This window comes from Nonomuraea sp. NPDC004354, from assembly GCF_053602555.1.
In genome coordinates, this window is the sequence record NZ_JBSGDV010000002.1 from 274470 (window position 1) to 295890 (window position 21421).

Below are 21421 nucleotides of genomic sequence, written 5' to 3' on the forward strand. Positions count from 1 at the left end.
TGAGTAACACCGCCGGTCCGGCGCCACTCATGAGTAACACCGCCGGTCCGGCGCCCCTCCTGTACGGCAAGCCGGTCTGGCGCCTCCGTGGGCGCGTGGTCCCGTCCGTCGCGGGCGCGCCGCCCAGCAGGACTCCGGCCCCCGCCGCAACGGCACCCGTCGAACAACGTGGGACGGCGCGCAGGGGACGGCCCACGACCGGGCGGCCCATAAGTCCGTCCAGTCGTCTATCAGGGGTCGTCCGTCAGGGTGGTCCGTGGCGGCGGGCAAGGGGCGCCGCACGAGGAGCGTCCCTTCGACGGGCGTCAGCCGGTGACCACGGAGGCGCGTGGAATGGCTTGCCGTACAGGAAGGAGACCACCGGCGCGCTACGCGGCCCCGCTCGGCGGGAAACGGGGCACTGCTGGCCGTACAGGAAGGAGACCTGTGGAAACGGAGAAACCCCCGGCGGGCCGGGGGTTTCTCGGGAGATTGCGGGTCAGAACTCCGTGGCCACCAGCTCGGCGATCTCCGCCGCGTTGAGGGCCGCGCCCTTGCGCAGGTTGTCGCCGCACACGAACATGTCGAGCGTGTTCGGGAAGTCGATCGCCTGGCGGATCCGGCCGATGTAGGTCGGGTCGGTGCCCACCACGTCGACCGGGGTCGGCCACACGCCGTTGGCCGGGTCGTCCATGAGGACCACGGTCGGCGCCGCCTCCAGGATGCGGTGCGCGTCGGCGACGGTGATCTCCCGCTCGAACCGGGCGTGGACGGCCAGCGAGTGGGTGGTCACGACCGGCACCCGCACGCAGGTGGCGGAGACCTTCAGGTCGGGGATGCCGAGGATCTTGCGCGACTCGTTGCGCAGCTTCAGCTCCTCGGAGGCCCAGCCGCCGTCCTTGTACGAGCCCGCCCACGGCACCACGTTGAACGCGATCGGCGCGGGGAACGGCGAGTCGGCCTCGAGCTTGTTGGCCAGCGCCTTGCGCACGTCACCGGCCGTCTGGCCGATCGAACGGTCGCCCGCCAGCGCCTCGACCTCGTCGTACAGCCGCGCGGGACCCGCCACGCCGGCGCCGGACACCGCCTGGTAGGAGGCGACGACGAGCTCCTTCAGCGTGTACTCGGCGTGCAGCGCGCCGATCGCCGCCATCATCGACAGCGTGGTGCAGTTGGGCGTCGAGATGATGTTGCGCGGCCTGGCGCGGGCGGCCAGCGGGTTCACCTCGGGGACGACCAGCGGGACGTCCGGCTCCATGCGGAACGTGCCGGACTTGTCGATCGCGATGGCGCCCCGCTCCGCGGCGATCGGCACCCACGTGGCCGACACCTCGTCGGGGACGTCGAAGATGGCGATGTCGACGCCGTCGAACACCTCGGGCGCGAGCGCCTGGACGACGACGTCCTCGCCGCGGACCTGGAGGACCTTGCCTGCGCTGCGGGCGGAGGCGACGAGACGGATCTCGCCCCAGATGTCCTCACGGGTCGAGACCAGCTCGCGCATCACGGTGCCCACGGCACCGGTCGCCCCGATCAGGGCCAGAGTGGGTCGCTTGCTCATCGTCCTGTCCCTCCGTACACCACGGCCTCCACCTGGTCCGAGTCGAGGTCGAAGGCGCGGTGCGCCGCGGCCACGGCCGCGTCGACGCCGTCCTGCCCCACGATCACCGAGATGCGGATCTCCGAGGTGGAGATCATCTCGATGTTGACCCCCGCGTCCGCGATGGCGGCGAAGAAGGTCGCGGTGACGCCGGGGTGCGAGCGCATGCCCGCCCCGATCAGCGACACCTTGCCGATCTGGTCGTCGAACTGCAGCGACTCGAATCCGACCTGGGCCTGGATCCGCTTGAGCGCCGACAGCGCCGTCTGGCTGTCCGCCGCGGGAAGCGTGAAGGAGATGTCCGTACGGCCGGTCGCGGCAGCCGAGACGTTCTGCACGATCATGTCGATGTTGATCTCGGCCTCGGACAGCGTTTTGAAGATGGCGGCAGCCTCTCCGACCTTGTCGGGAACCCCGACAACGGTGATCTTGGCCTCGCTCCGGTCGTGTGCGACGCCGGAGATGATCGGCTGCTCCATCTCGGTTCCTTCGGTGTAAGGGTCGGCCACGACCCACGTGCCTTCCTTGGTGCTGAATGAGCTGCGCACGTGGATCGGCAGGTTGAACCTGCGAGCGTACTCGACACAGCGCAGGTGCAGGATTTTCGCCCCACAGGCGGCCATCTCCAGCATCTCCTCGTAGGAGATCCTGGGGATCTGCCGCGCCTGCGGCACGATGCGCGGGTCGGCGGTGTAGACGCCGTCGACGTCGGTGTAGATCTCGCAGACGTCGGCCTCGAGGGCCGCCGCCAGCGCCACGGCCGTGGTGTCGGAACCGCCACGGCCCAGCGTCGTGATGTCCTTGGTGTCCTGAGAGACGCCCTGGAACCCGGCCACGATCGCGATCTGGCCTTCGTCGAGCGCCTCGCGGATACGGCTCGGCGTCACGTCGATGATGCGCGCCTTGCCGTGCGTGGAGTCGGTGATCACGCCCGCCTGGGAGCCGGTGAACGAGCGCGCTTCATGGCCCAGGTTGGCGATCGCCATCGCCAGCAGGGCCATCGAGATGCGCTCGCCCGCGGTCAGCAGCATGTCGAGCTCGCGGCCAGGAGGCAGCGGCGACACCTGCTCGGCCAGATCGAGCAGTTCGTCCGTCGTGTCACCCATCGCGGAGACGATGACCACGACCTCGTTGCCGGCTTTTTTCGTCGCGACGATCCGCTGCGCGACCCGCTTGATGCAGGACGCGTCGGCGACGGATGAACCACCGTACTTTTGCACAACGAGCGCCACGAGAGTCTCCCAGTCTGGACTGTGAGCTGCCAGTCTACTGGCGGCTTCTCATGCACCCGGGTGGAAAGCCCACTATGTGGACATTCAGCTGGAGAGGGCCTCCTCAGCCACATCGAGGCGCGTATGGGCCGCGAGCGCCTGGAGTGCCCGCATGGCCGCGCCCGCGTGGTTGCCCCACGTGTTGAAGTAGGAGTACTGCCACCACCACAGCGCCTCCAGCGGCCGCCCCGCGTGGTAGTGGCGCAGGCCGTGGATGAGATCGGCGGCCACCGCCGTCAGGTCGTCGGACAGCCGGTACGGCGTGACGGCGGTGTCCTTGTAGGGGTCGAACACCTCGACGTAGTCGTCGACCGCCTCCATCCGCTCGGCCAGCGCCGTACGGACCCCGTCGACGTCGGGGTCCTCGCTCAGCGGCGGCTCCCAGTTGCCGGACAGGATGATGTCCTGGCTGGCGCCGAGCTGGGCGCCGGCCAGACTCACCTGCGCCACCTCGACGAGCAGCAACGACCAGATGGCGTCGCCGCCCTCGCCGCCCGCCACCCTGCTCAGGCCGTCCAGATAGTTCTGCGCGTGCCCTGCGATCTCGTCGGCGAGAGCGCTCCACTGATCAGACATCCAGCAGCCTCCGTCCTTCGAACGCGCGGCCCAAGGTGACCTCGTCGGCGTACTCGAGATCACCGCCCACAGGCAGGCCGCTGGCCAGTCGTGTCACTTTCACGCCCATCGGCTTCACCAGCCGGGCGAGATAGGTCGCCGTCGCCTCCCCCTCGAGGTTGGGGTCGGTGGCGAGGATGAGCTCGGTCACCCGGCCGTCGGCCAGGCGGGTCATCAGCTCACGGATGCGCAGGTCGTCGGGGCCGATGCCGTCGATTGGGCTGATCGCCCCGCCGAGCACGTGGTAGGTGCCGCGGAACTCGCGCGTCTTCTCGATCGCGACGACGTCCTTCGACTCCTCCACCACGCAGATCACATGGGGGTCGCGCCGCGCGTCGCGGCAGATCCGGCACTCCTCCTCCGAGGCGACGTTGCCGCACACGCGGCAGAACCGGACCTTCTCCTTGACCTCGAGCAACGCGTGGGCCAGCCGCTTGACGTCCACGGGATCGGCCGCCAGCAGGTGGAAGGCGATCCGTTGCGCGCTCTTGGGACCGACGCCCGGGAGCATCCCCAGCTCGTCGATCAGGTTCTGGACGACCCCCTCGTACATGGCCTAGAACCCTGGAAGCTGGCCGAGACCACCGCCGCCGAGCCCCTGGGCCAGCGGGCCCAGCTTCTCCTGCTGCAGGTCGGACGCCGCGCGTACGGCGTCGCGAACGGCCGCGATGACCAGGTCGGCGATCGTGTCGGCGGTGTCCTGCGGGTCGTCGGCGTCGATGACGCTCGGATTGATCTTCAGCTCGAGCAGCTCGCCAGATCCGTTGACGACAGCCGTGACCAGACCGCCCCCGGCCGAGCCCTCGATCTGCGCATCGTTGAGCTCCTGCTGGGCGCTCACGAGCTGCTGCTGCATGAGCTGAGCCTGCTCCAGCAGCTGCTGCAGGTTGACATCCCCTGGGTTCACCTTCGTGCGCTCCTCGTCGGCTCCGCGTTCATAACTGTCACGAGCCTACGGTGTCTGAGCGCCGACATGTACTGGTGGGCACATGCGTTTCGACTTTGTCGACGATCGCGGCGTCATGGCCGGGTCCCAGCCCCCCTCCAGCGTCCGGGACCCGGCCATCACGCCGACAGGAGCGGCCGCGCCACGCCGGCGTGATGGGAGGAAGCTAGCGCCCGCAACGTTGCACACACGTTGCGAGCGATCAATCACCCTGAGCAATCCCCCGAACGGCTTGCGCGAGAGAGGTGATAACACGGATGCTTCGCCGTACAGCATGACTACCTGGAGTGGCCAATGAGTTACGGTCGGCGGCTACGCCGGATCCTGGAGACAGGGGTCGGTGCGCCGCGCCAGCTGATCAACGCCTCCTGGCAGCGCTCGATGGAGGCCGGCGTCGACCCCGAGAGCCAGGCGGCGCCGCTGGTCTACGACGGCTCTCTCATCAAGGACGTCCGCCAGGCGCATCCCCTTCAGCCCGTCCTGCCCATGCTCGCGCACACGCTGAAGCGGATGGCCGACGAGTCCGCGCACATCATGATCGTGACGGATGCCGAGGGTCGCATCCTGTGGCGCGACGGCGACTCCGGCACCATGCGCCGCGCCGACCTGGTCGGACTGGCCGACGGGCACCACTGGTCGGAGATGTCCGTCGGCACCAACGGCATCGGCACCGCCCTCGCCACCCGCAGACCCGTCCACGTCTACTCGGCGGAGCACCTGCTGCGCGTGCTCCACTGCTGGTCGTGCAGTTCGGCGCCGATCCTCGACCCCGACAGCGGCGGCGTCCTCGGCTGCGTCGACGTGAGCGGCACCACCCGCAGCCTCCACCCCGCCACCGTCGCGCTGGTCGACACCACGGCCAAGCTCGCCGAGGCGCAGCTGGCGCTCATGATGCACGAACGCGACGAGCGCCTGCGCCGACGCTACGACTCCCTCATGCGGCGCTCCGGCGTCCTGGTCACCGCCACCGGGCGGGTCCTGTCCGGCGACCCGGGCGGCCTGCTCGGCTCCCGCATCCGGCTCCCCGAACCCGGCACCACGGTCTGCCCCGACGGGATCCTCGAACCGTTCTTCGACGGGTACCTGCTGTTCCCTGGCGAACGGCCGGAGGCGCTGCCGCTGCGGCTCACCTTCCTCGGCGAAGGACAACCCACGGTCCGGTACGGCGACCACACGATGACCGTCTCCCTGCGACACGCCGAGATCCTCACCCTGCTGGCCCTCTACCCGCGGGGCCTCACCTCGGAGCAGCTCTCCTATCATCTCTACGGCGACGACGGCAACCCCGCGACCATCCGCGCCGAGATCTACCGCCTGCGCGCCCAGCTCGGCGGGGCGGTCGCGGCCAAGCCGTACCGGCTGCTCGTCCCCGTGGCCGCCGACTTCCTCGAACTGAAGCGGCTGCTCGCCGGCAACGACCCCGCCGCCGTGGCCCGCGCCTACACGGGGCCGCTGCTGCCCCGCTCCGAGTCGCCCGAGATCCGGTGCGCGCGCGACGAGCTCGAGGTGCAGGTACGCGCCAGCCTCCTCACCGGCGGCACCGCCGACGACCTGTGGGCGTACGCGCAGACGACCAACGGCCGCGACGACTCCCAGGTGCTGGAACGGGTGGCCGCCACCCTGCCCTCCAGCGACCACCGCGCGGCCGCCGCCCGCGCCCGCCTGTCCCCCTGACCCGGGTCCTCCTGAAGCGCCCCCCACGACGCCGGCGGTCGCTCACCTTGCCCGCGCCCGCCCGTCCCCCTGACCCGCGTCCTCCAGAAGCGTCCCCCACGACGCCGGCAGCCGCTCACCTTGCCCGCGCCCGCCTGAAGCGTTCCCCCCGACATCGGCGGTCGCTCACCTTGCCCGCGAACGGCGCCTTCACGCTCGCGTTCTCCGGATCACCGCGTCTCGACCGACGGACGCCCGGCCCCTGCCTGACGGGCGCCGGCCCTTCTGATCAACGGCTCCGCGCGGATCGCAGGACCGGTATTCCGGAACATGCCGATCGGCACGACACGATCGAGCCCCAGCCGTCCGTGCGTCTCACCGCTCCAGCGCCTGTCGGCGAGGCCCGTGCCGTCAACGCCGCCTCGCCCGGCGGCCTGCCCGAATACCGATGTCCCCCACCACCGGGTCACTCCACTCCCCGCCGACCACCGCGGGCGGCTCGAGCTCCAATACATCCGCCCCGGCTCCCCGACAGGGCCCGGCGCGACCTCCCCAGGCAAGTCGGGCTCCCCGGGTCACCCGCGAGCCGGTCAGGTGTGGTCAATCTCGCCGATCATCTGCGCGCCGAGCTCCCGCTGCAGGAGGGCCATGCCGCTGAGCTCGTCGACGTCCGCGTCGGCGTCGTTGAGGGGATCGACCTCGTCGACCTCAGAGCCACGGTTCCGCCCCGGGATCGCGTCGGGCCAGCCACCCGCCTGCCCGCCGGCCTTTCCGCCGCCCTGCCGCGATGTGGGCTGGCGCGGGCCTGCCTGCGCGGCCGCCTGCGCCGCCGACCTCGCCGCGGCCAGTCCAGGGCTGGGTGTACGGCTGGTCGCCTGGGCCGGGCTGGGCATGGGCGGCGTGCCGTAGTCGTGGTCGTCGGGCGCCTGGGGCCACGACTCGTCGGTCGTGAGCCGCTCCCCGGCCCCGCTCGTGTCGCCTGCGGTCTGTGCCGCCGACCCTGACGCCTGGTCGGATCCGGCCCCGGCCGCCTGGCCCGCGCCGCCTGACCAGTCGCCCTGAGCCGCGCCGCCGCCCGGCCGGTCGCCGCTCTGCGGGCCGCCCGAGACGTCGCTCTGCCCGCCACCCGCCGGCCCGCCACCGGCAGTACCCCCGGAACCGCCGGGGCCGCCAGGGCTGCCCTGTCCACCAGGACCGGCAGGCCCACCGGCACCGCCTGGTCCACCGAATCCACCGGAACCGGCAGCGCCGGCTTCGCCGGCCCCACCAGTACCAGGCCCGTTCGCCGCACCAGCGCCGGGACCGCCGAACCCATCGCCACCACCGGGACCTGCACCACCGGAAACCCCGGCACCGCCGGGCCCGAGGCCACCGGGACCAGCCCCGCCCGGCCCGACCCCGCCGGAAGCACCGACGCCGCCAGGTCCGCCGGGAACACCAGCATTGCCGGCTCCGCCCGGACCACCGGGGCTGCCGGGACCGCCCGCGCTAGCGGCGCCGCCCGGCCCACCAGCGTTGCCGGGCCCGCCGGCACCTCCGAAGCCGCCGGGACCGCCGCCCTGGCCGCTCTGGGCCGGCGAGCCGTCCGGCTGCGTGGAGCCCATGGATCCACCCGAGGCGTCCCAACCACCCGCCGCAGAACCGGCCGAAACAGCACCGCCCGAGGCGGGACCGCCCGGAGCGCCAGGACCGCCCGGCACGCGGGGGGCGGCTTGGGCGTTGCGGCCGCCCTGGGGAACGGGCGCGCCGCCCACGACGGCCTCGACCCGCCACGTGCCGCCCAGCACGTCGCCGAGCGCCCCGGCCACGACGGCGTCCTTGCCGCCGCCGGTGAAGTTCTTCATCGCGCCGACCTGGCTGAACCCGAGCGTGACCAGGTTTCCCTCGACGCCGACGACCTGGGCGTTGGTGTTGACGTTCGCCCAGACGACGATGCTGCGCTTCTTCAGCGCGGCCAGAACGGCGGGCCACTGCTGCTGGAGCGGGCCGACGCCGCTGCCCGTCGCGGCAGGGGCGGAGGCAGGAGTGGGAGCGTGGTGGACGGGCTCGGATTGCTGCGCGGGTGCTCCTGGCCGCACGGGCTCGGGCCAGTCGACGTCGCCCCCGGTGACCCCACCGGAAGCACCGCCACCCGACGCACCACCATCCGATGCGAGGCCGCCCGACGCGGCACCACCGGAAGCAGGACCGCCCGGAGCGGCACCAGCGGAAGCGGCACCGGCCGCGGCGACACCGTCCATGATTGCGCCGCCCGGCCTGGCGCCGCTCGAAGCCGGGCCGTTCGTCGCGAGATCACCGGCAGCCGCGCCGCCTCCAGCGGGGCCGCCACCGGCGTAAGAGTCACCGGCGGAAGCGCGGGAGGAAGGGCCGGGAACCGCGGCCGCGGGGCCGCCTGCCGTACCGGAAGACGAGCGGGCGGCCATCTGGGCGACGACCCCGCCGCGCTCCAGGCGTTCGAGGCGGGCCAGCAGGGCCGCCTCCCCCTGGGCGGCGGCGGGCAGCAGCACCCGCGCGCACATCAGCTCCAGCAGCAGCCGCGGCGAGGTGGCGCCGCGCATCTCGGTGAGTCCCGCGTTGAAGACCTCCGCCGCGCGGGTCAGCTCGGCGGGGCCCATGGAGGCCGCCTGGGCCACCAGGCGTTCGAGCTCGTCGGCGGGACGGTCGAGCAGCCCGCTGGAGGCCGCCTCGGGAACGTTGGCGAGGATGACCAGGTCACGGAAGCGCTCGAGCAGGTCGGCGGCGAACCGCCGGGGATCGTGGCCGCCCTCGATCACCCTGTTGACCGTCTGGAAGACCGCCGCCCCCTCACGCTTGGCGAAGGCGCCGACCACCTCGTCCAGCAGGTCGCCGTCGGTGTAGCCGAGCAGGGACACAGCCTTGGCGTAGGTGATGCCGTCGTCCTCCGCGCCCGCGAGCAACTGGTCGAGGATGGACAGCGAGTCACGCGCCGACCCCGCGCCCGCGCGCACGACCAGCGGCAGGGCGGCCGGCTCGAACGGCACGCTCTCGGAGGTGAGGATCTCCTCCATCAGCGCCTTGAGCGTGGCCGGCGGCATCAGCCTGAACGGGTAGTGGTGGGTACGCGACTTGATGGTGCCGATGACCTTTTCCGGCTCCGTCGTCGCGAAAATGAACTTCAGGTGCGGCGGAGGCTCCTCGACGAGCTTGAGCAGCGCGTTGAAACCCTCGCGGGTCACCATGTGCGCCTCGTCGATGATGTAGATCTTGTAGCGCGCGGAGACGGGGGCGAAGAACGCCCGCTCGCGCAGGTCACGCGCGTCGTCGACGCCACCGTGGGACGCCGCGTCGATCTCGATGACGTCGAGGTGGCCGGGACCCGTGGGCGCGAGCGCCACACAGGACTCGCACTCGCCGCAGGGGTCGGGCGTCGGACCCTTCTCACAGTTGAGCGAGCGCGCCAGGATGCGGGCGCTGGACGTCTTGCCGCAGCCCCGAGGACCGCTGAACAGGTAGGCGTGGTTGATCCGGCCGGTGCGCAGTGCCTGCCGCAAGGGGTCGGTGACGTGCTCCTGACCCTTGACCTCGGCGAAGGTTCCGGGCCGGTACTTGCGGTAAAGCGCAAGACTCATGCGACCATCCCGCCTGGGAGGGGGCTTCCAATGAAGAGACCCCTCGCGCACCCGCCAGAGCCCGCTTATCCTTGCTGCCTTCCGGCCCTGGGGAGGTTCACAGGATGACGCCGCGCGAGGGGTCCTCCGACAGTCTAGCCCCGTACGGCAGTGCTCGCTCACGTTGAATGGTGGTCTCTTCAGCGTGAAGAGTCCGGTAAGCTTCTCGACGGAGGATTCGCCTAGTGGCCGAGGGCGCACGCTTGGAAAGCGTGTATAGGGCAACCTATCGGGGGTTCAAATCCCCCATCCTCCGCGCCTGGTTGAGGCAGTAAAACGCGAAGGGGCCGACCATACCCAGTCGGCCCCTTCGTCGTGTCCAGTCTCAGTTTTAGTCTCAGTTGGCCTCTTCGGAGGGCTCGTCCCCCTCCGCGCCCGGTTCTCCTCCGCCAGCTCAAAGGGGCTATGCCATGATCAGTGGCATGGCCCCTTTGGCTTTGGGCCTCAGCCGGCCTCTTTCAGCGGCTCATCGGGGTCTTCCGCGCCGTACGCGGTTGAGCGCCGCACGGATCGTCCGGTGAACGTGCTGTGCCGTGCCAGCAGACTTCCCTGACGCCTGGAGCTTCACCTACGGGTGGTGGGATGACCGTCACCTGATCAGCGAGGTCTCCAGTAATGGCAATGTCCAAAGGGAAGATCACCAGGGTTACGGCTCACGTCGACACGGAATCAGGTCAGCCTTGTCTACGTAGTAGATAGCCGGCACCTCTCGCAGACCTTGAGCTCACTCGGGTCATTGGCCCTTCAGTAGCGGTCACCACGGCCGGTTCCGGCCTCGGACGTCGACGGCCCCGCCGTACCCGCAGCGTCTCCTTGTCTAGGTCTGTGGTCACCCACCGGGAGCGACCCGCCCTGGGGCGGCATCGATCCAGGGCCCGATCGGGTGAGGGTCAACCCCGCGCCTGACGAAAGACGGCCGTGGCGATGCGGGTGAGCGAGCGGATCAACGGGTTGTCGTTGGCGCTGTTCCAGGCGACGACGAGGGGGCTGGGCGGCATGTCGGCCAGGGGGACGGCGGTGAGGCCGTCAGGCAGCGCATGGGCGAGGGGTGCCAGCCCGAGCGTGCCGTTCCACAGAACGGCCTGCAGGCACTCGTGGACGGTCCGCACCACGGGGCCGTCCCGCGGCTCGCCGGCGTTCCAGTAGGAGCGCCAGATCGGATCGGTCCCGTCGGGAAACTGGAACCAGCGGCGATCAGCGAGATCACGCACGTGCAGGACGTCGCGCTGAGCAAGCGGGTCGTCGGTGCGCAGGACCACGCCGACGGGGTCGGAGCGCAGCACGTGGATCTTGATCCCCGTGTCGTCGAAGGGCGCCCTGGTGAGGGCGACGTCGACGAGACCGTGGCGCAGGCCGGTGGTCGGGTCGGTGAAGCCCGCTTCGCGGATGCGGACGTCGACTCCGGGGTGATGCTGCCGGAAGGCGGCGGCGAGGTGGGTGCCCGCCTGTTCGGCGCTGTCGCCCAGAGTCCCAAGAGTGATGGCGTCGGTTGCGGCGGCGACCCGGGCGCGCGCCTGCTCCGCCTGGTCCAGCAGCGTGCGCGCCTCGTCGTAGAGCGCCGTACCGGCGGCGGTGAGCGTTACTCCCGTGGACGAACGGCGCAGCAGGGTGGTGCCGAGATCGCTCTCCAGCTGTTTGACGGCTCGGCTGAGAGGCGGCTGGGTCATGTGCAGACGGGTGGCGGCGCGGCCGAAGTGGCGTTCCTCGGCGACGGCCACGAAGTAACGCAGCAGGCGTAGCTCCATCACCGGCGACGATACCCGCACGGTATCGGGTGTGGGAGATCGGTGTTGGACGCCTCGGGCGATCCGGAGATGGACTGGGCAGGACCGATCGCCCGGACGACCACCTGGCGATCATGGCTTTCCGAGGAGTCGCCGCCATGGCCGAATACCAGCCCGTTGTGCAGATCACCGGAGTTCAGGAGCTCGCGCGCGATCTGCTGGTGATCCCGAACCGGCGTGTGCAGCTGGTGCCCAACATCGGGGTCATCGGTGGCACTCATTCCGCCCTGGTCGTCGAGACCGGGATGGGTCCAGGCAACGCGGAAACCGTCCTCGAGTTCGCCACCGAGTACGCGCGCGGCCGCAAGCTGTACCTGACCACGACACACTTCCACCCCGAGCACGCCTACGGCGCCCAGACGTTCGCCGGGGAGGCGACGTTCCTGATCAACCGCGCGCAAGCCGAAGACCTGGCCACGAAGGGCCCCGGTTACCTCGACATGTTCAAGGGACTCGGCGAACCGGTCGCCCGGCAGCTGGAGGGCGTCGAACTCGCCACGCCGGACATCGTCTATGACGACTCCTACGACCTCGACCTGGGTGGCCGGATGGTACGGCTGCGGGCCACCGGACGGGCGCACAGCAAGGGCGACCAGGTGATCACGGTGCCCGACGCCGGGGTGATGTTCACCGGCGACCTCGTGGAGGCAGGGCAGTTCGCGATCTTCCCGTGGTTCCCGCCACACGACACCGACGTGTCCGGCATCCGGTGGATCGCGGTGATGCAGCGGCTGGCCGAGCAGAGCCCGCGGGTCGTGGTCCCGGGCCACGGCGACATCGGCGGCGCGGAGCTGCTGGCCGATGTCCGCGACTATCTTCAGCTGCTGCGCGACGAAACCTGGGTACGCCGCGACTCGGCCATGAGCGAGGAGACGATCAAAGAGGAAGTCACAGCCCTGATGATCGCGCGCCACCCGGAATGGGACGGGCAGGAGTGGATCGAGAAGGGCGTCGGCTGCCTGTGCGCCGAACACGTCGGCGGACCTCATCAACGGCCGCAGGGCCAGGTGGACACGCTCACGGAGTAGTCGCCTCCCGCGTCCGGCGGGAACCAGACCGACATCTCGACCTGAGCGCCCTCGTCACCCTTCACCACACATTCCTCACCCTCAGGCGAGTCCTCGCTGGAGACGACCTTCCAGTCATGCCGCAGGGCGATGGCACGGTAGTAGGACTCCACGTCTTCCTGTGAGGCTTGCGGCCGTGCCGGTCGATAGGACTGGGACACGGATGCGAAATAGTCGTCAGTGTCGCAGCTGGATTCGCGCGCCCCGTGCGGGACGGCACCGTGCGGACGTGCCTCCAAAATGTCGAACGGCACCAGAGCCCGGTCTATGCGGTCATATTCCTCACCGCACATGCCCCAGTCATTCGTGTCACGAGTGAGCACAGGGATTGTGACGACGCCGATCAACCCGACGAACGCGACACCCACCATCAGCACGACCATGCGCGCCTTGTTCATGATCAGACCATAGCTGGCCCTGGATCGGCGACTGTCGGCCATCTTGCGGTTTATTGAGCCCCTTGGCGCTTCGCCCCCCTTCCTGACCGGCTTCAGGAGAAGAGCAGCTTGTCGACGTTGTTCAGCGCCAGCTTGACCGCGCCCACGACGATGGACTCGGCGCCGAGTTCTGTCATGGGGACTGGTGTTGTCTTGGGGAGACGGCCAGGTGCCACAGCCGGCGCCAGTCCAGGCGTGGCCGGGCGCGGGCCGTTCCGCGTCGGCTGCTGGCCGGTACGCGCACGCGCAGGACCCCGGGCTGAATACGGCAGTGCACCGGGGTCGCGACCATGAGCGCCTCCCCGTCGACCCCCACGGGGATCTCCGGCACGTCGGCATCGATGACGGCCTCGCGGGCGGTGAGCGAGGTCAGCCCGCCCGACCGGCCCCTGCGGATCAGGCCGGCGGCCTGCACGGCGTTGTCCACCTTGACGCTGAGGACGCCGAGAACCCCCGAGTCCAGGCGGGCACGACGGCCGAGGCCGGCGGGGTCTCCCACGTGGTAGGGGTTGTTGCTCACCAGTACGGCCTGCGGGTCCTCGACGGTCACGGTGTCGGTCCGTACGGTGAGGCGGGGGCCGCGCTGACCAGTAAGGAGTTCGGGCAGCATCTCCAAGGTGGTGTGCGTCTTGTCATCGCGATAGGCGGGGCTTTGCACGATGGCCGCGTAGGCGCCGAAGGACGCGTTGTTGACGAAGACCCGATCGTTGATGCGTCCCAGGTCGACGCGGATCTCCACGCCTTCGTCGAGCGCTGCCAGGCACGTGGAGGGGTCGTTCCGATCCAGCCCGAGGTCCATGGCGAAGTGGTTGCGGGTGCCCGCGGAAATGACCATGAAAGGGACGCCGTGCTCGGCCGCCACTGCGGCCACCAGGGCCTGCGTTCCGTCGCCGCCCGCGACGCCCAGGAGGTCCGCGCCTTCGGCCACGGCCTTGCGCGCCAGCTCGGTCACGTCCTGGTGATGAGCCGGATCGAGAACCGCGACCTGCGCTCCACGTGCTCGCGCCTTGGCCACCAGGTCGAACGCGCTCACCTTTCCACCGCCCGAGCGTGGGTTCATGATCAGGAACGGACGCCTGAGCGGGAGCGCCGGGAACTCCCGTGAAGAGGCAGGCTCGGAGCCCATGCCGAGAGCGACCCGGCCGATGAGCACGGCCAGCATCATCAGCACGCCCGACATGACCACCGGCCAGAGCATCCCGACGATCGCATACCTGACGAGCACGGCGACGGGGACGGCGATGACCAACACGGCCGCGCACGCGCGTGCCACGCCGCGATGGGTGAGCGCCCACCACAGCGCGGCGACGGTAAGGGCCAGCCCCGCCACTCCGAGGCCGAGGAGCGTGATGCTGCGCAGCCCCGCGGAGGCCATCGGAATCACCGCGGCGGCCGCCGCCGTGACAAGAGAGAGGCGGGCGATCCAGGTCCGCGTCCGGCTGGTGCGGCTTGTGGCGGTGTTCACGGGTGCTCCTGAGACCTGTATCCCCCCATGGCACCGCCATCACGCCAACCGGGCGTCACCCGGCTGAGGTGACTCCCGCGGTACGGCCCGCCGCTTCGCGGAAGTCCGGGGCGGCGCCACGGCACGATCCGGGCCAGGAGCCGGACGCGACAGCGTGCCCGAACAGTCCGCCGGCCGTCCACCCGTCCGGCCCCGGCCGCAGGACGCGACTCGTACGGGTCCCCCGGTTCGCCGCCTGACCGGCACGCGCTCAGGACGCGACACGCACGGGTCCCCCGGCTCGTCGCCTGACCGGCACGCGCTCAGGACGCGACACGCACGGGTCCCCCGGCTCGTCGCCTGACGGGCACCGCGCTCAGGACGCGACGGGCCCTCGGGGGCCGGGTGTGAGGTACGGCTGGTCCGCGTAGCGGTAGAGCTGCACCACGAACCAGATGGCGGCGACGAGGGCGGCGAGCGCCACCCAGGGCGTCCCCGGGAACACGTAGCCGGAAAGAAGCTCGGCGGACAGGACGACCGTGACCACCCATCGCAGCGTGTCGAACGTCGAGGCCGTCGGCGGGTCGTTCTGGGCGCGGGCGCGTTTGACGATCCCGTCGGCGATGAACCAGATCGTGAGGATGACGGCGATGCTGTGCAGGAGGCCGATGAAGAGGAACCGGCCGAGCCCGACGAACATCGCCAGCGACAGCACCATCGCCACCACGGCGCTCGCGTGGGCCGGGCCGAACACCGTGTCGTTCGCGGCCTTCATGCTCGACAGCCCGAGGACGACCAGGAGCCAGCCGACCGGGTCGACGAGGATGTCGAACCCGAACAGGCTCAGGGTGACGAAAGCGATCAGGAAACCGGCCGCGACCCGGCGGAGGGGGAGCACGCGGAAGATCGTCTCACTGCCCGGCCGGATTCTCCAGAGTGGAGATGTCTTCCGGGCTGAGCTCGAGGGTGCCCGCGGCGACGTTCTCCTCCAGGTGCTCCAGGGAGCCGGTGCCGGGGATCGGGAGGATGTTCGGTGACCGGGCCAGCAGCCAGGCCAGCGCCACCTGCGGCACGGTCGCGCGGTGGCGGGCGGCGACAGCGTCCAGGCGCTCGGTCGTGATCGGCTGGAAACCGCCGACCGGGAAGAACGGGACGTAGGCGATGCCCGCTTCCGCGCAGGCGTCGACGAGCGGGTCGTCGTCACGCCTGGCCAGGTTGTAGAGGTTCTGGACGCAGGCGATCGGCGTGATCGTGCGGGCTTCGGCGAGCTCGGCGGCGGTGACGTTGGAGACGCCGAGGTGGCGGATCAGGCCCTCGTCGCGCAGCGCGCACAGCGTTTCCAGGGGGCCGGCCAGCGGTGTCACGGCACGGTCGAGGTCGCCCAGCCGCAGGTTCACCACGTCCAGGCGGTCGACGCCGAGCGAGCGCAGGTTCGCCTCGATGCCGCGGCGCAGGTTGTCAGGGGTGAGACCGGTCTTCTCCGCCGCGGGTAGGGCCAGGTCGGAGCCCTCGACCAGTGCCCCGACCTTGGTCACGATCACCAGGTCGTCCGGGTAGGGGTGCAGCGCCTCCCTGATCAGCTCGTTGGCCGCCACGCCGTCGCGCGCGTAGTAGTGCGAGGTGTCGATGTGGTTCACCCCGAGTTCGACCGCCCGGCGCAGGACGGCCAGGGCCGTCTCCCGGGTGGGCCGGTCGCCTTTCGGCCAACCGGTCAGCTTCATCGCGCCGTAGCCGATCCTCGCGACGCTCAGGTCGCCGCCGAGTGCCCATCGTTCCGTCGTCACGTTCACCCACCCTAGACGTCGTGCGGGAGGCGCCGGCAAAGGCGCTGTGATCAACTGTCCCCATGGAAGCCGTCATAGCGGGGCTCATCGCCATCGGGGGAACGCTGTTGGGTTCCCTCGTCACCTACCTCTTCCAGCAGAGAGCCACCCAGCGGGCCGAACAGTTCGCGATCTCCGCCCGACTGCGCGAGGAACGCATGACCGTCTACAGCGGTTTCGCCGGTGCCGTTCTGCAGTTCAGGACAGCGCAGTACGACCGCGCCCTGCGCGCCTTGGAAGGCGAGCCGACGCCGGCCTACGACGAGGCCAAGGCGACCTCCTACCGGCTCCGCGCGTCCGCCTGGCATGCTCTCTACCGCGTCCGGCTGCTGGCCGAGGACCCCGAGATCTCGCGTCTGGCGGAGGACGCCATGGCTCTCGCTGCCGACATGCACGAGGCCCGGGACAGGCGAACCCTGACCGGACGGGGCGACGACGTGCGATCCGCCGTCGAGGCGTTCATCGCCACGGCGTCCGCCGAGGTAACGCGGCCACGGCCGCTGCCGCAGCGGTCGTGGCCGTCCGTGACCGGATCGCCTGGCGTTACTCGGGAGCTGCCGGAAGACGCGTGAACGGCCGGCCGCCGGCGGGCCGACCGAGGAGCGCCCGGCCCGTTCTCAGGGCGCCATCGGCGGGGTGACCGAGGAGCGCACGACCAGTCGCGACCTCAGGGTGTGCATCTCGCCGCGCGGATCCGCGCCGCCGATCGTGTCCAGCAGCACCTGGGCCGCCTTGGCCCCCAGCTCGTGCACCGGCTGTTCGATCATCGTCAGCGGCGGCTCCATGACCGCCGCCCACGAGCTGTCGTCGAACCCGATCAGCGCCACGTCGCGCGGGCAGGCCAGCCCCGCCGTCCGCAGCGCCCGCAGCGCTCCGGTCACCGCGTCGGTCTCGGTGCAGAAGACGGCGGTGATGCGGTCGGGCAGGGCGAGCATGCGGGTGACCTCCTCGGTCGCCCGCTCCTCGGTCTTGGGCCCGACCATCACCAGTTCGGGGTCGAAGGGGATGCGGGCGTCGTCGAGCGCGTCGAGGTAGCCGCGCAGCCGCTCGCCGTCCGTCCACAGGTTGCGCGACGCCTCGGCCAGCAGCCCGCGCCTGGTCGCGGGCGCTTCGGGCGCGGGCGGCCCCCACACGAACCCGATCCTGCGGTGGCCCGCCGCGATCAGCGTCTCGACCGCCTCCCTGGCCGCGTCGCGGTTGTCGATGACGACGGCGTCGAGGTCGAGGGCGGCGACCGCGCGGTCCACGAGCACGACGGGGATGCCCCTCTCGACCGCCGCCTTGATGTGGGCGACCTCGCCCTTGCCGATCGCCGCCGAGGCGACGATGAAGCCGTCGACGCGCTTGTCGATGAGCACGTTCGTCGCCGCGACCTCCTCGTCGAGGTCCTCGTACGTGCTCAGCACGATCGTGTCGAAGCCTCTGGCGCGGGAGGTGTCGCAGATGCCGCGCACCACGCCGGCGAAGAACGGGTTGCCGATGTCGGCGACGATCACGCCGAGGGTGTGGCTGACGCCGGTCGACATGCTGCGCGCCAGCGCGTTGGCCCGGTAGCCGAGCTTCTCGGCGGCGGCGAGCACCCGTTCCCGCAGTTCGGGGCTGACGTATCCGTACCCGCCGAGTGTCCGGGCCGCGGTGGCCCGGCCGACGCCGGCCTCGGCGGCCACCTCGGAGATCGTCGGCGGTCCCGCCGCGCGGCCCCGGTCAGCTGGCATGGATGACGTCCCTCATTTCTCGCGTTCGGAGCCTGGCCACATGCTAGCCAGGGCCCGCCGTTCGACGGGCCGCCCGTGGCCGAACGCGCCTTCGACGAAGCACTGCCGGTAGGCGCTGTCAGCGCCGTCGTGCAGGGCCCGCTCGATCATGCGCTCCGACGGTCGCCGGCCGGCCGACCACCCGGCGCGCAGCAGGGAGACGGCGAAGCCGGCCAGGAAGGCGTCGCCGCAGCCCATGGTGTCGACGACGGCGTCCTGCGCGACGGGGCGGGCCGGGGCCGCGACGGTCACGCGGCCGTCGTGGGCGATCGCGCCCGCCACGCCGCGGGTGGCCAGCGCCAGGCCCGCGCCCCGCCGTACGGCGTCGGCGAGCAGCGCGCGGGTGGCGCCCTCGTCGAGGTGGGAGCACGAGAGCAGCACCAGGTCGGCGTGCGGGCAGACGCGGTCGAGGTAGGCGGGGGCGCGGTAGTCCTCCTCGCTCGACAGGTCGAAACTCACGAGCGTGTCGAGCTTGGGCAGCTCGCTCTCGCTGCGGGAGTAGACGCTGGAGTGCACCAGGTCGAAGGACGAGGCGTGGTCGAGCAGCTCGCCGTCGAGCACGAGCGGCTCCCGGACCGTGACGCCGCCGCCGTTCCAGCCGAGGAAGACCCGGTCGCCGTCGTCGACGCGCAGGGTGGAGACCCCCGTCTCGCCCTGCCGTACGACGCAGTGGTCGACGGCGACGCCCTGCGCGGCGATCGACTCGCGGAGGAAGCCGCCGAGGTCGTCGTCGCCGAAGACTCCCAGGTAGGCGGCTTCGACGCCGAGGCGGCCGGCGTAGACGGCGACGTTCACGCTGTTGCCGCCCGGATAGTCGATGCCGCGGTCGACGAACCGGTCGACGATGTTGTCGCCGAAGCCGAGGACTCTCATGAAGGCTCAGTAGTCCATGACGCGGTAGTAGCGGCGCAGGTCGAGTGAGTGGTCCCGGACCCGCTCCAGGTGCTTGCTCACCCTGCCCATCACGGTGTCGAGCACGAGGGGCGCGAGCAGGCCGCGGAACTCGGGGCTGATGCCGTCGAGCGGGTAGTCGCGGGTGTCGAAGACGGTGACGTCCTTGGAGATGCGCCTGGCGAAGGACTCGACGCGGTCGGTGAGGGCGCGCGTCTCGTCCTCACCCTGGAAGACGATCACGCTGGTGTCCTCCTCGAGCAGTTCGAGCGAGCCGTGGAAGAACTCGGCGCTGTGCACCCGTGTGGTGCGCAGCCACTGCATCTCCTCGAGGATGCACATCGAGTAGAGGTAGGTGAAGCCCCAGAGGTTTCCGCCGCCGACGAGGAAGTGGTAGTCGGTGTCCTGGTGGGCCTCGGCGAAGGCCGCGGCCACGGGTTCGGCCTGCTTCGCCACCTCGAGCAGGACGCCGGGGATGCCCGCGAGCTCGGCGGCGAGCTTGTCGTAGCCGTCGAACTCGCCCCTGCGCGACAGCAGGCGTCCCATGAACAGCAGCATCTGGGGGTCGAACGGCCAGGCCTTCGGCTCGGAGACGAGCGCGACGTCGACCTTGGTGGCGACGGGCGAGTCGGGGTGGCCGGTGAAACCGATCGTGTAGGCGCCCTTGGCCTTGCAGTACTCGATGGCGCGGACGCTGTCGTCGGTCGTGCCCGTCACCGAGGTGAAGATCGCCGCGGTGCGCTCGCCCAGACCCGCGTCGCCCGAGGCGATCAGCTCGGCCGCGATCACCGCCCGTACGGCGAGGCGGGACGAACGCCTGGCCAGGTGCTCGTACGGCCACATCTGCGCGTAGGTGCCGCCGGCGCCGACCAGGAGGAGGTTGTCGAACCCCTCCTCCACGAGGCGGTCGGCGACCTCCTCGATCCGCGGGCGCAGGGCCACCGTGCTCGCCAGCTGGGAGAGGAATTCGGGCTCGTTGAAGCCGAGCATGTTCGGGTCCTTTCGGGAGTGACGCGACCTGATACCGGTATCACGCGGGGATCACGCTGGCACAGCGCAACCATCTCCGTCAACTGTTCAGCAGGTCAGAGGTGGCGACCCGAGAAGGAAGATCTTTTCAACTTCCCTCTGGTACCGGTATCAGATCGGCTGTACAGTCGGCCCTCACCACGCGGATCCGAGGTGCCGAGGCACTCCGAGAGAAAGGAAGCCCATGCGTCCTCGCCCATTGACGACGCTGGCCGTACTGGCCGGGTCGCTCGCCCTCACCGGCTGCTCAGGCGGTACGGCGCCGGCTCCGGCCGCCGACGTCGCGGCGAAACCGGATTTCTCCGGCACGCTCAGCGTCCTCACCAAGTTCGCGGGCGATCCGCTGAGCCCGTACTTCGAGAAGCTCGCCGCCGCCTACCAGAAGCGGCACCCTGGCGTGAAGGTCGAGCTCATCCAGGAGACCGACCAGAGCATCAAGGACAAGACCAAGACCCTGACCGCCTCCGACGCGCTGCCCGACGTCTACTTCACCTGGACGGGCAACTGGGCGGAGAACTTCGTCCGCGGCGGCAGGGCGGCCGACCTGACGAAGGTGATCGGCCCCGGCACCGAGTGGGGTCGCACCTTCGGCGAGTCCTCACTGTCCGCCTTCGCCTTCGACGGCAAGTACTACGGCATCCCGCTCTACAACAACGGCAAGTTCATGGGCTACAACAAGGCCGCCTTCGCCAAGGCGGGCCTCAAGGTGCCCACCACGTTCGAGGAGCTCGTCGGCAGCTGCCGGGCGCTGCGCAAGGCGGGCTACGAGCCGATCGCGTTCGGCAACAAGGACGGCTGGCCCGCACTGCACTACCTGCAGCAGCTGTTCGCCTACGACGTGCCAGGCGAGACCCGCGAGGCCGACGTCCGCCCTGCCACGGCCAAGCTCGACCACCCCGGCTACCTCGCCGCGCTCAAGCAGTTCAAGACCCTCGTCACCGACTGCACCGACACCGGCAGCGGCACCAACGGTGTCCTGTACACCTCGGCGCAGGAGGCGTTCGCCAACGGCAAGGCCGCCATGTACTACCAGGAGATCCTGGAGTTCGACAGCACGACCGCCGGCCGGGGGCTCACCCCCGAGGACTTCGGCATCTTCCCGCTGCCCGTCCCCTCGGGTGCCGCGGGCGACCCCAAGGTCATCGAGGGCGCGCCGGAGGGCTACCTGATCAACGCCAGGTCGCCGCGCGCCGCGCTCGCCGTCGACTTCATGAAGTTCGTGACCGAGGTCGAGAACGCCAAGGTCCTCTCCTCTCCCCCGTACGGCCAGCCCAGCACCGTCGTCGGCGCCGTCACGCCCGAGACGTCCAGCAAGGCGGTGTTCGAGGGCATCGAGCTGGTCAACGCCGCGCCGCGGCTGGCCAGCTGGCTCGACATGGTCACCGTCCCCGAGGTCGCCGACGCCTGGCTGGCCGGCGGCGAGGCCCTCATCAGCGGCGGCCAGACCCCCGAGCAGGTGCTCGAGAGCGTGCGCCAGGCCTCCCGGACGGCCCGGTAGC

18 protein-coding genes, 1 tRNA gene and 1 other RNA gene are annotated in these 21421 nt (G+C 70.6%); 5 read left to right on the forward strand and 15 right to left on the reverse strand.

The features are described 5' to 3' along the window. Positions 1-478: 478 nt before the first annotated feature. From ACWENQ_RS06955 to ACWENQ_RS06975, 5 genes are all read right to left on the reverse strand, one after another. The gene (locus tag ACWENQ_RS06955; RefSeq protein WP_452413133.1) at positions 479-1540 is read right to left on the reverse strand and encodes an aspartate-semialdehyde dehydrogenase; all 1062 of its coding nucleotides are present in this window, start codon (positions 1538-1540) and stop codon (positions 479-481) included. Further along, positions 1537-2811, reverse strand: coding sequence for an aspartate kinase (locus tag ACWENQ_RS06960; RefSeq protein ID WP_354921164.1), 1275 nt, complete (start codon positions 2809-2811; stop codon positions 1537-1539). The genes ACWENQ_RS06955 and ACWENQ_RS06960 overlap by 4 nt, the downstream gene beginning before the upstream one ends. 84 nt (positions 2812-2895) lie before the next feature. Further along, positions 2896-3426, reverse strand: coding sequence for a DUF5063 domain-containing protein (locus ACWENQ_RS06965; protein WP_449915905.1), 531 nt, complete (start codon positions 3424-3426; stop codon positions 2896-2898). Further along, on the reverse strand, positions 3419-4018 hold the full coding sequence (recR, locus tag ACWENQ_RS06970; protein WP_358132984.1) for a recombination mediator RecR: 600 nt from the start codon (positions 4016-4018) through the stop codon (positions 3419-3421). The genes ACWENQ_RS06965 and recR overlap by 8 nt, the downstream gene beginning before the upstream one ends. Before the next feature lie 3 nt (positions 4019-4021). Next, on the reverse strand, positions 4022-4372 hold the full coding sequence (locus tag ACWENQ_RS06975) for a YbaB/EbfC family nucleoid-associated protein (RefSeq protein WP_354919065.1): 351 nt from the start codon (positions 4370-4372) through the stop codon (positions 4022-4024). Positions 4373-4705: 333 nt separating this feature from the next. Here ACWENQ_RS06975 and ACWENQ_RS06980 point away from each other — a divergent pair, with 333 nt between their 5' ends. Beyond that, a complete protein-coding gene (locus tag ACWENQ_RS06980; protein WP_452413134.1) occupies positions 4706-6085 on the forward strand; it encodes a GAF domain-containing protein in 1380 nt (459 codons plus the stop codon). A gap of 569 nt (positions 6086-6654) precedes the next feature. Here ACWENQ_RS06980 and ACWENQ_RS06985 read toward each other — a convergent pair. Beyond that, positions 6655-9654: a DNA polymerase III subunit gamma and tau gene (locus ACWENQ_RS06985; protein ID WP_452413135.1), complete on the reverse strand. Its 3000-nt coding sequence runs from the start codon at positions 9652-9654 to the stop codon at positions 6655-6657. Between the two features lie 31 nt (positions 9655-9685). Continuing rightward, an RNA gene (ffs, locus tag ACWENQ_RS06990) (signal recognition particle sRNA small type) lies at positions 9686-9781 on the reverse strand. A gap of 83 nt (positions 9782-9864) precedes the next feature. Here ffs and ACWENQ_RS06995 point away from each other — a divergent pair. Further along, positions 9865-9949: transfer RNA gene (locus ACWENQ_RS06995), tRNA-Ser, on the forward strand. A gap of 634 nt (positions 9950-10583) precedes the next feature. On the opposite strand, the gene ACWENQ_RS07000 is transcribed toward ACWENQ_RS06995, so the two are convergent. Then, the gene (locus ACWENQ_RS07000) at positions 10584-11438 is read right to left on the reverse strand and encodes a LysR family transcriptional regulator (protein WP_449915914.1); all 855 of its coding nucleotides are present in this window, start codon (positions 11436-11438) and stop codon (positions 10584-10586) included. A 137-nt stretch (positions 11439-11575) separates the two neighbouring features. On the opposite strand from ACWENQ_RS07000, the gene ACWENQ_RS07005 reads away from it, so the two are divergent. Next, complete coding sequence (locus ACWENQ_RS07005) at positions 11576-12505, forward strand: MBL fold metallo-hydrolase (protein ID WP_452413136.1); 930 nt, start codon at positions 11576-11578, stop codon at positions 12503-12505. Here the strand turns inward: ACWENQ_RS07005 and ACWENQ_RS07010 are convergent. The 4 genes from ACWENQ_RS07010 to ACWENQ_RS07025 form a co-directional block, all read right to left on the reverse strand. Then, positions 12466-12942: a hypothetical protein gene (locus ACWENQ_RS07010; protein WP_452413137.1), complete on the reverse strand. Its 477-nt coding sequence runs from the start codon at positions 12940-12942 to the stop codon at positions 12466-12468. The genes ACWENQ_RS07005 and ACWENQ_RS07010 overlap by 40 nt on opposite strands. A gap of 172 nt (positions 12943-13114) precedes the next feature. After that, entirely contained in the window at positions 13115-14446 is a 1332-nt protein-coding gene (locus ACWENQ_RS07015; RefSeq protein WP_452413138.1) for a diacylglycerol/lipid kinase family protein, read from the reverse strand. Between the two features lie 355 nt (positions 14447-14801). Beyond that, complete coding sequence (locus ACWENQ_RS07020) at positions 14802-15323, reverse strand: hypothetical protein (RefSeq protein ID WP_452413139.1); 522 nt, start codon at positions 15321-15323, stop codon at positions 14802-14804. A gap of 13 nt (positions 15324-15336) precedes the next feature. Continuing rightward, a complete protein-coding gene (locus ACWENQ_RS07025) occupies positions 15337-16209 on the reverse strand; it encodes an oxidoreductase (protein WP_449915923.1) in 873 nt (290 codons plus the stop codon). 62 nt (positions 16210-16271) lie between these two features. Here ACWENQ_RS07025 and ACWENQ_RS07030 point away from each other — a divergent pair, with 62 nt between their 5' ends. After that, positions 16272-16820 carry a hypothetical protein gene (locus tag ACWENQ_RS07030; protein WP_452413140.1) on the forward strand — a complete coding sequence of 183 codons (549 nt, stop codon included), beginning with the start codon at positions 16272-16274 and terminating at the stop codon, positions 16818-16820. A gap of 45 nt (positions 16821-16865) precedes the next feature. Here ACWENQ_RS07030 and ACWENQ_RS07035 read toward each other — a convergent pair whose 3' ends face one another. The 3 genes from ACWENQ_RS07035 to ACWENQ_RS07045 are packed head-to-tail and all read right to left on the reverse strand — an operon-like array spanning position 16866 to position 19883. After that, positions 16866-17963: a LacI family DNA-binding transcriptional regulator gene (locus ACWENQ_RS07035; RefSeq protein ID WP_449915925.1), complete on the reverse strand. Its 1098-nt coding sequence runs from the start codon at positions 17961-17963 to the stop codon at positions 16866-16868. 12 nt (positions 17964-17975) lie between these two features. Then, positions 17976-18875: a PfkB family carbohydrate kinase gene (locus tag ACWENQ_RS07040; RefSeq protein WP_452413141.1), complete on the reverse strand. Its 900-nt coding sequence runs from the start codon at positions 18873-18875 to the stop codon at positions 17976-17978. Positions 18876-18881: 6 nt separating this feature from the next. After that, complete coding sequence (locus tag ACWENQ_RS07045) at positions 18882-19883, reverse strand: SIS domain-containing protein (protein WP_449915929.1); 1002 nt, start codon at positions 19881-19883, stop codon at positions 18882-18884. A gap of 223 nt (positions 19884-20106) precedes the next feature. Between ACWENQ_RS07045 and ACWENQ_RS07050 the strand changes: the two genes are divergently transcribed. After that, positions 20107-21420: an ABC transporter substrate-binding protein gene (locus ACWENQ_RS07050; protein WP_452413142.1), complete on the forward strand. Its 1314-nt coding sequence runs from the start codon at positions 20107-20109 to the stop codon at positions 21418-21420. Position 21421 lies beyond the last annotated feature (1 nt).

Excerpts from the sequence above, each read along its gene's own strand:
- ACWENQ_RS07035 (WP_449915925.1), bottom strand. The coding sequence starts at position 17,963 with ATGCCAGCTGACCGGGGCCGCGCGGCGGGACCGCCGACGATCTCCGAG.
- ACWENQ_RS07030 (WP_452413140.1), top strand. The coding sequence starts at position 16,272 with ATGGAAGCCGTCATAGCGGGGCTCATCGCCATCGGGGGAACGCTGTTG.
- recR (WP_358132984.1), bottom strand. The coding sequence starts at position 4,018 with ATGTACGAGGGGGTCGTCCAGAACCTGATCGACGAGCTGGGGATGCTC.
- ACWENQ_RS07000 (WP_449915914.1), bottom strand. The coding sequence starts at position 11,438 with ATGGAGCTACGCCTGCTGCGTTACTTCGTGGCCGTCGCCGAGGAACGC.
- ACWENQ_RS06965 (WP_449915905.1), bottom strand. The coding sequence starts at position 3,426 with ATGTCTGATCAGTGGAGCGCTCTCGCCGACGAGATCGCAGGGCACGCG.
- ACWENQ_RS07040 (WP_452413141.1), bottom strand. The coding sequence starts at position 18,875 with ATGAGAGTCCTCGGCTTCGGCGACAACATCGTCGACCGGTTCGTCGAC.
- ACWENQ_RS07050 (WP_452413142.1), top strand. The coding sequence starts at position 20,107 with ATGCGTCCTCGCCCATTGACGACGCTGGCCGTACTGGCCGGGTCGCTC.
- ACWENQ_RS07045 (WP_449915929.1), bottom strand. The coding sequence starts at position 19,883 with ATGCTCGGCTTCAACGAGCCCGAATTCCTCTCCCAGCTGGCGAGCACG.
- ACWENQ_RS06985 (WP_452413135.1), bottom strand. The coding sequence starts at position 9,654 with ATGAGTCTTGCGCTTTACCGCAAGTACCGGCCCGGAACCTTCGCCGAG.
- ACWENQ_RS07005 (WP_452413136.1), top strand. The coding sequence starts at position 11,576 with ATGGCCGAATACCAGCCCGTTGTGCAGATCACCGGAGTTCAGGAGCTC.
- ACWENQ_RS06980 (WP_452413134.1), top strand. The coding sequence starts at position 4,706 with ATGAGTTACGGTCGGCGGCTACGCCGGATCCTGGAGACAGGGGTCGGT.
- ACWENQ_RS06955 (WP_452413133.1), bottom strand. The coding sequence starts at position 1,540 with ATGAGCAAGCGACCCACTCTGGCCCTGATCGGGGCGACCGGTGCCGTG.
- ACWENQ_RS07010 (WP_452413137.1), bottom strand. The coding sequence starts at position 12,942 with ATGAACAAGGCGCGCATGGTCGTGCTGATGGTGGGTGTCGCGTTCGTC.